This is a genomic window from Mucilaginibacter frigoritolerans, from assembly GCF_007830615.1.
Lineage (GTDB): Bacteria > Bacteroidota > Bacteroidia > Sphingobacteriales > Sphingobacteriaceae > Mucilaginibacter > Mucilaginibacter frigoritolerans.
The window spans coordinates 28,912-42,563 of sequence record NZ_VLLI01000005.1 but is presented as its reverse complement, the minus strand read 5'-3'; the positions used below and the strand labels follow the sequence as shown (position 1 = coordinate 42,563).

General features: G+C 37.9%; 10 protein-coding genes. 9 read left to right on the top strand and 1 reads right to left on the bottom strand.

Annotated elements, in window-relative coordinates:
- Positions 1–22 precede the first annotated feature (22 nt).
- From gmd to JN11_RS09310, 8 genes are all read left to right on the top strand, one after another.
- Positions 23–1,138 (top strand): GDP-mannose 4,6-dehydratase, encoded by a 1,116-nt coding sequence (gmd, locus tag JN11_RS09345; RefSeq protein ID WP_144911951.1) that lies wholly within the window; start codon positions 23–25, stop codon positions 1,136–1,138.
- Between the two features lie 91 nt (positions 1,139–1,229).
- A complete protein-coding gene (locus JN11_RS09340; protein ID WP_144911949.1) occupies positions 1,230–3,941 on the top strand; it encodes a non-ribosomal peptide synthetase in 2,712 nt (903 codons plus the stop codon).
- Positions 3,942–4,012: 71 nt separating this feature from the next.
- Entirely contained in the window at positions 4,013–4,456 is a 444-nt protein-coding gene (locus JN11_RS09335) for a GNAT family N-acetyltransferase (RefSeq protein ID WP_144911947.1), read from the top strand.
- Between the two features lie 287 nt (positions 4,457–4,743).
- Entirely contained in the window at positions 4,744–5,550 is an 807-nt protein-coding gene (locus JN11_RS09330) for a polysaccharide biosynthesis/export family protein (protein ID WP_144911945.1), read from the top strand.
- Positions 5,551–5,578: 28 nt separating this feature from the next.
- Positions 5,579–7,921: a GumC family protein gene (locus tag JN11_RS09325; RefSeq protein ID WP_144911944.1), complete on the top strand. Its 2,343-nt coding sequence runs from the start codon at positions 5,579–5,581 to the stop codon at positions 7,919–7,921.
- Between the two features lie 85 nt (positions 7,922–8,006).
- A complete protein-coding gene (locus JN11_RS09320) occupies positions 8,007–9,407 on the top strand; it encodes an MATE family efflux transporter (protein ID WP_170227729.1) in 1,401 nt (466 codons plus the stop codon).
- Between the two features lie 20 nt (positions 9,408–9,427).
- Positions 9,428–10,687, top strand: coding sequence for a hypothetical protein (locus JN11_RS09315; RefSeq protein WP_144911940.1), 1,260 nt, complete (start codon positions 9,428–9,430; stop codon positions 10,685–10,687).
- 30 nt (positions 10,688–10,717) lie between these two features.
- Entirely contained in the window at positions 10,718–11,854 is a 1,137-nt protein-coding gene (locus JN11_RS09310) for a glycosyltransferase family 4 protein (protein ID WP_144911938.1), read from the top strand.
- On the opposite strand, the gene JN11_RS09305 is transcribed toward JN11_RS09310, so the two are convergent.
- Positions 11,827–12,483 carry an acyltransferase gene (locus JN11_RS09305; protein ID WP_144911936.1) on the bottom strand — a complete coding sequence of 219 codons (657 nt, stop codon included), beginning with the start codon at positions 12,481–12,483 and terminating at the stop codon, positions 11,827–11,829. The two genes, JN11_RS09310 and JN11_RS09305, sit on opposite strands and share 28 nt — an antisense overlap.
- Positions 12,484–12,741: 258 nt before the next feature.
- Between JN11_RS09305 and JN11_RS09300 the strand changes: the two genes are divergently transcribed.
- The gene (locus tag JN11_RS09300; RefSeq protein WP_144911935.1) at positions 12,742–13,644 is read left to right on the top strand and encodes a glycosyltransferase family 2 protein; all 903 of its coding nucleotides are present in this window, start codon (positions 12,742–12,744) and stop codon (positions 13,642–13,644) included.
- Positions 13,645–13,652: the final 8 nt, after the last annotated feature.

The following is a 13,652-nucleotide window of genomic DNA, read 5'->3' as shown; positions in this document are numbered from 1 at the left end:
TTGACTTAATAAATAAATAAAAATGAACAAAGTAGCACTTATTACGGGCATTACCGGCCAGGACGGTTCTTATTTAGCAGAATATTTGCTCAAAAAGGGCTACACGGTACACGGTATAAAAAGAAGAAGTTCTTTGTTTAATACCGACAGGATTGACCATTTGTACCAGGACCCACATGAATCGAACCGCAACTTTGTTTTGCATTACGGCGACCTGTCTGACTCTACCAATCTGATCAGGATAGTACAGCAAACTCAACCTGATGAGATTTATAATTTAGGAGCCATGTCGCACGTGAAAGTAAGCTTTGACACACCTGAATATACTGCAAATGTTGATGGCATCGGCACCTTACGGATACTTGAGGCTGTTCGGATACTCAACCTGGTGAAAAAGACCAAAATATACCAGGCTTCTACGTCTGAATTATACGGCCTGGTGCAGCAGGTACCTCAATCCGAAACCACTCCTTTTTACCCCCGCTCACCCTACGCAGTTGCTAAACTTTATGGTTATTGGATAACCGTAAACTACAGAGAGGCATATGGTTTATTTGCATGCAATGGAATATTATTTAATCATGAAAGTCCTTTACGCGGCGAAACCTTTGTAACCCGAAAAATCACCAGGGGCGTAGCTAAAATTGCCATGGGCCTGCAGGATAAACTCTACCTTGGGAATCTGGATGCAAGACGTGACTGGGGCCACGCAAAAGACTATGTAGAAGCGATGCATTTAATGTTGCAACAAGAAAAGCCGGAAGATTTTGTTATTGCTACCGGTATTACCACCATGGTTAGAGACTTTGTAAAATTAGCTTTTGCCGTATTGGGGATAACCATTGATTTTAAAGGAGAGGGCATTAATGAAAAAGGATATGTAACCTCCTGTAGCAATCCCGATTACTTATTAGAGACTGAGAAAGAAATAGTTTGTGTTGATGCTAAATATTTCCGGCCAACAGAAGTTGACCTTCTAATAGGTGATCCCACAAAATGCCAGCAAAAATTGGGATGGAAACCCAAATATGACTTGAAAGCTTTGGTAGATGAGATGGTAAGCGCTGATGTTGAATTATTTAACAGGGAAAGGTTACTAAAAGAGTCAGGCTATTTAGTTAAAAATCAATACGAATAAAAGCAAATCATAAAACTATGCTAACGGTGAATTTTTGAGTTTATTAAACGCTGAAGTAATCCGTGTGAAAAAACAATCATTATCAAGTCCAATGTATCCCACTATTATCCATACCGATGCTGCTGACGACCAACTGATGGACGAGTTCAATAATACAACCGTTCCATACGCCAGAGAGAAAACGCTGTTTGCCCCTTTTGAAGAACAGGCACTCCGATCACCTGGTTCAATTGCCCTACGAAAAGGTGAATGCACAATGACTTATGATGAGCTAAATAGAGCGTCAAATCGTTTAGCTCATTTCCTTATTAAAAAGGGCGTTGTTCCCGGGGATAATATCGGCTTGTTAGTTCAGCGTGATTTTGATATGATTATTGGCATGCTTGGCATATTAAAAGCCGGAGGGGCATATGTACCCATCGATCCGGAATATCCTGTACTCAGACAGGAACATATATTCTATAAGTCTGCCTTAAAAATGGTAGTCTCAACGAATGCTTATCCTTTGAAAAATACGATTGGGGCGGAAAATTTTCTTAACGTAGACATTAGTAATATTTCGGAACTTAACGATGCCAATCCAGGCTTGGCCATTAGCAGTTCGCAGCTGGCTTATACCATTTATACATCGGGCTCAACGGGCCAGCCAAAAGGCGTAATGATCGAACACCATTCGGCCATCAACTTAATCTCATGGGTTAATAAACGCTTCAATATTGGATCAGATGATCGCCTGCTTTTTATCACTTCTATGTGTTTCGATTTGTCGGTGTACGATATTTTCGGAATATTAGCTGCCGGCGGTTCGCTTGTCATTGCTGAAAATAAGGAAATTCAGGATGTGCAAGCACTACAGGACATGTTAATCAAATACGAGATTACCTTTTGGGACTCCGTGCCCACAACACTCGACTATCTGGTAAAAGATCTGGAACAGGCACGCAAAGGATACCGTTATACAGGATTAAAAACAATTTTTATGAGTGGCGACTGGATCCCTGTCAAGCTGCCTTCGCGCCTGCAAAAATTCTTTCCAAAAGCACAGGTGGTAAGTTTAGGCGGTGCTACAGAAGCTACAGTGTGGTCAAATTATTATATCATTGATCAAACCGAAAAAACATGGAAGAGTATTCCTTACGGCAAACCCATCCAAAATAATTTCTTTTATATATTAAACAAGTTGTTAAACCCCGTTTCGATGGGCGAAATCGGCGATCTTTACATAGGCGGCGTTGGCGTTGCCCGCGGCTACGCAGATGACGAGGAGAAAACGCAGGCTTCTTTCATTCCGGATCCTTTTAATCAAACAGCGGGAGGAATGATGTATCGTACCGGTGACCTGGGGCGAATGATGAATGATTACAATATGGAGTTTTTGGGCAGGCAGGATAACCAGGTAAAGATCAATGGATTTCGCGTTGAGTTAGGAGAAATTGAAAGCGTATTAAACAGTAGTTCTGCCGTTTGCAATGCTGTAGTGCTTGCAAAGGATACTGCAAGCGGTACCAAACGGCTCATTGGTTATATCGTTCCAAATGGGGAATTTAAGAAAGAAGATATGGTGGCTTTTTTAAAAACAAAACTCCCTGAATATATGATGCCCTCCACGTGGATAGACCTGCACAAACTACCGCTCACATCTAACGGAAAAATCGATAGAAACGCACTCCCTACCCCACAAGAAGTTGCCCTGCCTACAGAAACCCGCTCGGCGCCTGAGACAGAAACAGAAAAAATGCTTACTGCTATCTGGCAGGAATGTATAGGAATCAAAGAAGTTGGCATTGATGACAACTTTTTTGCACTTGGCGGTCATTCGTTAATGGCGGTGCAGATTCTATCGAAACTTGAAAGGAAAATTGGGAAAAAGCTACCATTATCCGTTCTCTTTAAATATCCGGTTATAAGGTCATTTGCAGCTTTTATTGAAAGCGAAAAAAAAGAGATCGTTTACAGATCATTGGTGGCCGTTAAACCATCGGGCAGCAAAACTCCGCTATACATTATCCACGGAGAAGGGTTGCATGTGCTTAACTTCAGCAGCCTTGCGGACTATATAGACGAAGAAAGGCCCATCTTTGGTTTACAGGCCAGTGGACTTAACGGAACTGATGAACCATTAGGAACTATAACACAAATTGCCGCGGCCTATCTGAGCGAAATAGTTCAGCATAATCCAGGCGGCCCGTATTTGATAGCAGGCTATTCTTTTGGTGGTTATGTGGCAGTGGAAATAGAAAAGCAAATAGTAGCTATGGGTAAAGAGGTACAAATGTTAATTATGTTTGATACGGATGCTGAAAAGACCGAATATAAAGACTGGTATTACTTGTTACCCAGAAAGGTAAAAAGAAACATTCCTATCTTCATGTCATTTCTAAAATCATCATTTCAGCGACCATTAGCGACCTTTAAAAAACAATTTATAAATCACCCACCTAATTTTTTATCTAATTATTTATCAAAAAAAGAGTCTAAAGGATTCTATCAATTAATTAAAAGAATTAAGGGAAAACATTTGAGCGCTTTCAGAAATTATTCGATGGAACCCTTTAATAATAGGGTTTATTTATTCAAAGCGAAAATATGTGTGCATTATGTGGATGACCTTGAATTTTTGGGATGGAAAAGATATGCAAAAGACGGAGTCCAACTATATGAAGTCCCGGGAGACCATTTATCCATGTTATTGCCACCTAACGTTGAACAATTTGCATCAATATTGGAGGCAGTATTGGACAATGCTGAGACTCATGATCAACATAAAATAAAAACGAACAAAACTCTGGGGGCTAGCTTTTAAGCGCAGCCGGAAGATATAAAATTAACCAAGCGGCACCTGCTTATTAAACTAAATTTACTAATCAATTTACGATGATTGTTCCGATAACACTCGAAAATGTGGACGAATGTGTCCCCGCATATATAAAGGCTTATAACTGTCCGCCATGGAACTATGCCTGGACTTATAGCAAAGCACAGGCATATCTGGTGGAATATTTGGGTTGTCAGCAATTTATTGGATTTGCATTATATGATGATGATAAACTAACAGGAGCAGTGTTTGCGCACGTAAAAACGTGGTGGACTAACCAACAACTGATGATTGATGAATTTTTTGTTTCGCAAGAAAAGCAAAGGATGGGTTATGGTAAAAAAATGTTGGATTACTGTGATCTTTATGCAGCGAAATATCAAATTGATTCGATTGTACTGATGACGAACAAATACATGCCCTCCTATAAATTTTATAATAAAGAGGGTTATATCAGCACGGAGCAGTACGTTTTTATGTTTAAACAAATCCCCCGCAGTTGAAATTCAACCGATGAAAGTTATATAGAATTGATGATAAAAGGCGGTTAAAGTATCGCGTTGCATTTTAGATTTTTTTTTCGTTCCAAACGCATAAAAAATTTAAAACAATTATATAACTAATTGCTTATTAACATAGTTATGCTTGTGGTGGTATATACTTTGTATGCCATTGTACAACATCTGTTTACTTACGAACTTTTACGTTCTGATTAAAAATTTATGTTTCAGTAAGCGCTTGCTAAACTGGGGTCACAAATTAAGATTAAGATCGAATATTTTGAGACCCCATGAAAAATTTTTTTCCGCTCCCTTTAGTCGCAATTTTTGCGCTTTTATTGTCTGCTTGTGGCCTTTATAAAGACAAAGGTTACCAACAAGTTTCTTATTACCAAGACGCTAATCGTTCAGGCGATATTCAAGAAGAAATTAAAAACTATGAGCCCTTTAAAATTCAGCCGGGAGACATCCTGGGAATCAATGTTAACAGTTTAAACCCTGAAGCAGCCTCTGTATTTAACACCAGCATTGCTCGCGTAAGCGGAAACAATCTTGATAATAGTACAACAAATCCAATCTATGGCTTTAAAGTAGACGCTAACGGACAGATGCAACTACCCTTGGTTGGAACTATGAAAGTATATGGACTAACAACAGACGAGGTTGCAAAACAGCTAACTGCAAATCTTCAGGAATATCTAAAAGGGCCTATTGTAAACGTTCGTATTCTCAATTTCAAAATATCAGTTTTAGGCGATGTTATGAAGCCGGACATTTATACCATTCAAAACGAACACATAAATATTAATGAAGCATTAAGCTTGGCAGGCGACCTGAGTATCACTGCAAAAAGGACAAATGTTTTACTGATCCGTGAGGAGAACGGGAAACGGCAATTCATCACGCTTGATTTAACTAAAAAGTATGTCTTTGATTCGCCCTATTATTATCTACACAACAATGATGTTATCTATGTAGATGCTGATAAGACAAAATATGATAACGTTGCGCGTAGTTACAAGACCAACACATTAGTCATTTCCGGAATTTCGGTAGTTGCCATATTAGTTTCTGCATTTTTAGTTTACCATCACTAGTTTATTATCCTTGTTTATCCCTCCTATTATGAATAATAAACAACCCGGGAACATTAATACCCGTCAAAATAACACCAATGACGAGGCTATTAATATAAGAGCGTTTTTAATTAAATATCGCTTGTGGTGGCCTTTATTTGTTGTATCTATCCTCATTGCTTTATCTATAGCCTTTATTTACACCATACGTGAAACACCGGCTTATGAAATAATGGCAACCATGATGATACAGAGTGATAATAGTCAACCGCCTGAACAAAAATCCTCATTAGTTGAATTTCAGTCACTTGAGCAGGTTAATGCGCCCAAGGTTGTTGAAAATGAAATAGAAGTACTAAAATCCAACCAATTGATAAGAAACGTAGTGAATTATTTTCAGCTTTGGGCTGATTATGAGTTAAAAGGCGGCATTATTAAGAATCGCGACCTTTATGGCATAAGTCCGGTTAAGATTAATTTACTTGATGCGGGCATGCTAACACCGTCTCCAAAAATTGATTTACTTATACTGGATACCAGCTCCTACTTACTTTTAGACAAAAAAGGCAATTCAGCCAAACATCGCTTCAATGACACTATAAAAAACGCTCTCGGTTCTTGGACAATAAGTAAAAATGCCAGCATTGTACACTATATTGGTGACGAAATTGAAATCGGCATAACCGATCCGGAAACTACCACTTTAGCTTACCAGAATGCGCTTACTGTAGAAGCCCAGGAAAAGCCGGCCACAGTTATTAATATCTCTTTAAGCGACCCCAATGTAAGGAAAGGGGAAGATTTTATAAATTATCTCATTTATTTCTACAAGCGATCTGACATTACTGAAAAAAGTAAAATAACTAAAAGCACCTTAGATTTTATTGATAAGCGACTTGATTCTATTTCGGGTCAGCTAAATTATACAGAAAACAGCATCGAAGGCTATCGCAGTCATAATGGCTTGACGGATGTTAACGCTCAATCACAAATGTATCTGCAGGGCATCCAGTCCAATAATGAAAAACTAAATGAAATCAACGTTCAATTACACGTGATTGAAAACCTGGAAGCCTACTTGGATAAGCCGGGAAACAATGATTCAAGTATTCCTTCTGCCATCGGCATCTCTGACCAGCATCTATCAGCACTAATCCAAAAATTATCGGACCTTGAACTGGAAAGAGACAAAATGCTGGCTACACTGCCCGAAAAAAATCCCGCTTTTGACCCCATAAACAGTCAGATCGCTTCCCTGAAACAAGAAATCAAAGAGGATATTAAGAGCATGAAGTCTTCTTTAACAACGATGCAGGGGTCTTTGGCATCATTTAAATCAAATATTCAGTCGTCTATCAAAAATGTTCCTGTCCAGGAGCAGCAACTCTCAGGGATGGGTCGCCAGCAATCCACTAAATCATCTTTGTATAATTATTTGCTACAGCAGCGCGAAACTATTGCGCTAACCTATGCATCGTCAGCATCCGAGGTCCGTTTGGTGGATGCTGCCCATACATTGCCACTAAAAGCCGCAAAAAAAATAATGCCTTTTGGTATTGCCTTCCTAATCGGTTTAATTTTTCCGGCAGGGTTTATCTACAGCCGCGATATAGTGAAATACAGGGTAGGTAGTCGCAAAGAAATTGAGCAAGCAACTGGCATACCGGTAATTGCTGAATTCAGCTACATAAAACTACCATCTGCAATTGTATTTGAAAACCGCGCTAACCAGGAGAGCTTCGCGCTTATAGAGCAATTCAGGCATTTACGCACACAGCTTAATCTGCTAAACGAATCTATCGTCGGAGGATACTTTGTTCTGGTAACCTCAAGTGTGGCAAATGAGGGTAAAAGTATGGTAAGCAGCAACCTGGCTGTTTCACTGGCAAGTATCGGAAAGAAAACGCTGCTTATAGAAACGGATATTTATAAACCTACTATTTCGAAAACATTCGGACTCGCACCTTTAACTGGCCTAACCAGTTATCTAACAAACCAGGCGTTTCAACAGGATATTGTGCAAGAGGTTCCTTCATATCCAAATTTGAGCATTATTGGTTCCGGCCCATTTGTAGACAATTTTTCTGAACTGCTGGAACAAGAATCATTCCTGCGGCTGATCAGTGCATGGCGTGTACAATATGACTACATTTTGTTTGATAGTCCCCCTGTTCATGCTATCAATGACGCTCATATCCTTGCAAAATTTTGTGACGTGACACTTTATGTAGTCCGACATAACTATACCTCAAAATCGCTGTTGCCTTTTATCAGAAAGCTTAATTCTAATGAATGCTTTCAAAAAATGAACATCATATATAATGGCTTAAAAAATGGTCGCGACAGCGAGGGATATAAGTATGAACATTACTCCCGGGAGGCGACCAGGTAATTGGAGCTTCCAACGTTAAATAAATTAAAACATCGCGATTTTATAACAGCTAAAAAAGTAAGAGAAAAACATAAATACTGAACGCGTGATAAAACTTCTAAAAAATAATATAACATCGTTATTTGATCAAAGCAGTGGCCGAACGGCCAAGGTTAATTTCAATATTGTTGTCTCTTTTCTATTAAGGGCAGTTAGCATTATAGTTTCTTTTCTCACTATCTCTTTCTCCCTTAAGCTGCTCGATACCAACAAATACGGCATCTGGTTGGCCATTTCTTCAACCGTAAGTTGGATAAGCATACTGGACATAGGTTTGGCAAACGGACTCCGGAACAAGGTAGCCGAGTACTTTGCTGTTGGGAAATATGAAGATGCAAAAATTGCCGTATCATCCACTTATGCCATACTACTGATGATCGTTGTCCCCATTTTGCTGCTATTTGTTATCTTCCTCCAGTTTGCTAACTGGAATTCGATTTTTAATACCCGGCTGGTTGAAAAGGAATTGCTGTATACTGTTGCAACAGTTTTTGTGGGTCTTCTGCTGCAATTTTTTCTAAAACCAATCTCTTCCATTCTCCAGGGCGATCAGAAAATATATAAGGCCAATCTTATTCAATTGATATGCAATTTTATTCCGCTTGTCCCTATTGTTTTGTTCAGCAAATTTTTAAAAGGATCAATGGTGAGCCTGGCATTTGCACAAACTATTTTGCCGGTTTTTGTCCTTCTATTATATACGCTTATATTATTTAAAACCCAATATAAAATAATAAGGCCTTCTTTTAAACATATTAATTTAGCAAAAAGTAAGTCTCTATTTGGATTGAGCCTGGCTTTTTTTATAGTACAGATAGCAGGTGTATTTCTTTTTTCAACTTCAGAGATAATTATAACCCGCGAATTCGGTGGTGCTGACGTCACGCTTTATAATTTATTATATAAGTATTTTTCAACCACCACTTTAGTACTCAATATCATACTGGCTACTTACTGGGGCGCTTTCACCAATGCCTTCGCATTAAATGATTTTGATTGGATCAGAAATAGTATCCGGAAATTGGTGAGAACATCCTGGTTTTTGTTCGCAGGGATATTAGCACAATTGTTATTAGTTGTTCCAGTATTTAAGATCTGGGTTGGCCCAAAAATCCACGTACCTTTTATTTTAAGCCTCAATATGGCTATATATTTCAGTGTGGTATTATTTACTGCGATGTATTCTATGGTTTTAAATGGAACAGGCAGAATAAAACTGCAGGCTATCGTTTCAATTATCACGGGTGTTCTACATGTACCTGTGGTATTGTTTTTTATAAAGTATTTTCATTGGGGATTAAATTCGTTAACCTACGCAACCACTTTGTGGGTTACAATCCAGTTGATAGTATGGCGAAGGGAAATAAAAGCAGTTTTAAAAAACCCTAAAAAAGCACAGGAAATTATATTATCTGAACCGAGTTTGGTTGAAGACAGTAAATATTAGCTATGTATTATTTTGTCACTTTGATTTTCATACTTCTTTCCAGTAAGGCAACTTTCATCGATGGTATGAATATATGCTGGTTTCTGATTGACGGCCTCTTTTTGTGGATAGCTCTTGAAAAAGGACGTCTTTTAAAAAGTGACATCCAATTGTTTTTAAAATTTGCTTTAATCTACCTAACCTTTTGTACACTGCGCGCACTTTTTCTTATCCAATTGCCATTGCAGTACTGGGTTAGTGATGTCATTTTTCTATTTAAATATGTGCTGCCAAGTTTTCTTTTTTGTGTTATTCTAAGAGAGAAATCTATCAAATATCTTGCAACAGTGATCTGCCACCTGGCAATTCTCTCCTTACCGCTTTATTGCTTACAACTAATTTCGGGCGATACAGTGTACACATTTGGCAAAATGCTCAATCTCCCGTATGCTCATTTTAACGGGTACGTAAACATGATATTCTTTACTTATGTAAAAGTTCATACTATCAGAAATTCCGGCTTTGCATGGGAACCTGGTGCTTTCGGTTTCTTCTTAGTTATCGGCCTGCTGTTAAATTTCTTCACTAACAATTTCACGTTCGATAAAAAAGCCATATGGATGTCTATAGCATTAATTACCACTTTATCCACAACTGCCTATATCGCATTCGTGTTAGTTCTTCTATTATTTTTTCGCGCAAGAGGGGTGAAATTTACAAAATTGCTCTTTTTAATTGTACCTGTGGTTATAGCTTTTGCTACATCGCTTCCATTCTTATTCGATAAGATTGGTGTTACGTATAACAGGGATATGCAAGATCTTAAAAATATACAAACTCTAAATCAAACGTACATCCATATGGGGCAGATTATGCCGCTAAACCGTTTTGGAAGCATGTTATTCCTTATAAATGCTCTTAGGTTTAACCTTATTTGGGGGGTTTCCAATATTTACGAGCAATCCATACCATTATTAAAAAACATAGGACTTTCAAATGGAATATTTAGTTTTTTCGGACAATTTGGGATGATAGGGCTCGGTTTTCTGCTGTTTAAAAGTTATTCTTTATTCCAAAAATTAAACGGAAATATCGAAGTTAGTATTTACGCCATTTTGATAATTCTCATTCTTGGCTTTGGCGAATGCATTTTTATAACTTCTATAATGCTGTGCTTTTTGTTTTTATATCATTATTCTTTGCCGGCGTCTTTTATCGAACAATTGCCTGTAGATGAGGATAATTTGGCCAAGCAAAAACAAATCACCAAATCCTTAATAATCAATTCGCAAATAATATAAAACAACTTTATTAAAAATTAACAACCGGCCATGAAAGTATACTTTGACAATCAGATTTTTTTAATACAAAGGGTAGGCGGCGTGTCGCGGTATTTTTATAATTTAAAAAAAGCGTTAATTGAAAACAAACTATGCAAAGTTGACAACTGGGCTTTTATTTACCGGAACTATTATTTGGGCAAAGGGAATGGCGCCATTTTTTTGAGGCCGCTGGGTCTTAAAAAAATTGATAAACTTGCAGGCTCCTCAACAGCTCTTAGATATATGGGGAAAATTAATGAGCTGATCGCATTTCATCGGCTTAGAAACAGTGACCGAGATTTGATACACGTTACTGCTGATGATTCTGAATATTTAAAAGGGGCGAATTTAAAAAAACCAATAGTCGCTACAGTACACGACCTGATCGCTGAATTATATCCATCAGATTTTCCCGACATAAAAAACTGGCTTAAGCAACGTAAAAACACCTTTAAAAGAGCCGATCATCTGATCTGTATTTCCGAATCAACAAAACGAGACCTGAAAGATATCTATGGAATTAGCGAAGACAAAATTTCAATGGTTTACCACGGCCCACCCGACTATATGGTTGAAGGCGAGAAATTCAACCTTTTAAATAGCAAAACGGAGCAACCACAACGATATCTTTTATACATTGGGGACAGGAAAACACCGTATAAGAATTTCTGGAAAATGATTGAGAATTTAGTTCCTATATTAGATGGCAATGATGAATTAAAACTCTTGTGTGTTGGATCTCCGTTTACGCAGTTGGAACAGGATGGGCTTAATAAATTTGGTTTGCGTAATGCTGTTAAATCTGTACAGGCACTTGATCAGGAACTATTTTCTATTTATCAAAATGCCGCCTGCCTTATACTGCCATCAGTTTACGAAGGGTTCGGATTCCCCCTACTCGAGGCAATGAAAGCCGGTTGCCCTATTTTAGCCAGTAGTTCATCAAGCTTGCCTGAAGTTGGCGGGAACGGCGCATTATATTTTGACCCAGCTAGTTTTAACAACTTCACCCATCAATTAAAGATGATCTTGTCAAATGGTGAATTAAAAAAAGAATTATTGAAACACCAGCCTAAGGTTTTGGAGAGATTTAGCTGGAAAATAACAGCCGAACAAACTTATAAGGTATATAGTAATTTATCATGATCTGATTTTTTTCGCAAATGCTCGGGTATTTCTTTCAACACTCTGGCAGGATTACCGCCAACTATTGTCCACGCAGGAACGTTTTTTGTTACAACACTGCCTGCCCCCACAATTGCCCCCTCACCTATTGTAACGCCTTTTAATATAATACAATGCATTCCTATCCATGCGTTTGAACAGATTTTGATTGGGCGGGAATTCACTACATCCCAGTTTTTATTTTTAATAAAATTTCTGCCGGCACGCAAATCTGATAATTGTTGCAAAATGTCGTTCTCTCGTTCTTTATAGTCAATTGAATGAGAATCATGATCATACAAATAGCAGCCCCAGGCTATAAAAACATTATCTTCAATTACTACTTGCGAACGGGAAATAATGGTACTTGTACCTATAAATGTGTTATTCCCTATAATTACTTCTCCATTGGGAGATTCGAAAGTAATTGTACATTCCAAAATAGTATCGTCTCCAATCTTCACATATTTTTTTTTATCTATTGGCCGATTCAAATTGAGCTTAAAACCCATCAATAAATGAGATTTACCAACATCAACATAATCTGCAATCTCCCTTAGGTGCGAATTAAATGTTCTTTTTTTTATTAATCTTATGAAAAATGAAAGCATGGGATAAGTGTTTTTTGATTGTTTGTACACTCCAAGCTTTTATTAACATAATAAGGCACCGAAGTATGTTAAACAACAAAGAAAACATCAAATAGTTCATTTTATCAACTTAATTTTTTAGCGATAAAACAAGTAAATCTTTTATTGACATAAGCAATCAGATCCCTTAATAACGGTTAAATAGCACCATCGTTTACAAAAGCAATAATTAGCACTCTTTTTAAAACAAGTTGTGCTTCAAATGGTTGTGTAAATGAGATGACGGATAAAATGACTGGTGGACCAAAGAAGGAAATAAAGATTGCAGCTTTAAGCTGCTCATATAACCGCTTAAAAAAAACGACAGCTTTTTTAACAAGTCTGGTAAATCAAAAAGTTTCTGATAATTACAAAATTGATGCTTATTTATTGGATGATAATTCATCCGATGGTACAGCCTCTTATGTTGAATCTCATTTTCCTACTGTAAATGTTTTAAACGGCTCTGGATCGTTGTTTTGGGCGGGCGGCATGCGAACACTTTGGGAGCATGTAGTTAAAAAAGAAGACTATGATTTCTATCTTTTGTTTAACGATGATGTTGTGTTATTTGAAGGTGCCCTGGGGCGCTTGCTTTCGGCCTGTAATTCGCTGCCCGATCCTGGAAACATCATATTAGGAACCTTACAGGATAGCAATGGAAGCGCCATAACCTATGGTGGCCAAAAAATCATTAATAAATTCAGTGGCGATACAATTACAGTAACACCCGATCCATTCCTGCTTACTGCCTGTGAAATTGGCAATGCTAATATCATGTTGGTGGATAAATCAACTGTAGATAAGATAGGAATATTATCAGGCTCTTACACACATGGCATTGCCGACTATGACTATACCTTGACCGCTATAAAAAACGGAGTAAATGTTTGGATAGCGCCTGGTTATTACGGCCATTGTGACGACGACCATGGCGTAACCTGGCTCTCCCAAAGTACCCCATTAAAAAAGCGGATCGAATTTTTGTATAGCCCCAAAGGCTTGGCCTATAAACAACATATGTTATATGTAAAGAAGCATTTTCCTTTGTCGGTGCCAACCACTCACATTAAGTTTTGGGTCAAAACATTATTTCCAATCGTGTACGACGTGTTTAAAAAGGAAGAGAAGGTGAAAAATTGAATTATTCA

Bases quoted from the DNA above. Each gene is read 5' to 3' on its own strand.
- gmd (WP_144911951.1), top strand. From the start codon at position 23: ATGAACAAAGTAGCACTTATTACGGGCATTACCGGCCAGGACGGTTCT.
- JN11_RS09340 (WP_144911949.1), top strand. From the start codon at position 1,230: ATGTATCCCACTATTATCCATACCGATGCTGCTGACGACCAACTGATG.
- JN11_RS09335 (WP_144911947.1), top strand. From the start codon at position 4,013: ATGATTGTTCCGATAACACTCGAAAATGTGGACGAATGTGTCCCCGCA.
- JN11_RS09330 (WP_144911945.1), top strand. From the start codon at position 4,744: ATGAAAAATTTTTTTCCGCTCCCTTTAGTCGCAATTTTTGCGCTTTTA.
- JN11_RS09325 (WP_144911944.1), top strand. From the start codon at position 5,579: ATGAATAATAAACAACCCGGGAACATTAATACCCGTCAAAATAACACC.
- JN11_RS09310 (WP_144911938.1), top strand. From the start codon at position 10,718: ATGAAAGTATACTTTGACAATCAGATTTTTTTAATACAAAGGGTAGGC.
- JN11_RS09305 (WP_144911936.1), bottom strand. From the start codon at position 12,483: ATGCTTTCATTTTTCATAAGATTAATAAAAAAAAGAACATTTAATTCG.
- JN11_RS09300 (WP_144911935.1), top strand. From the start codon at position 12,742: ATGACGGATAAAATGACTGGTGGACCAAAGAAGGAAATAAAGATTGCA.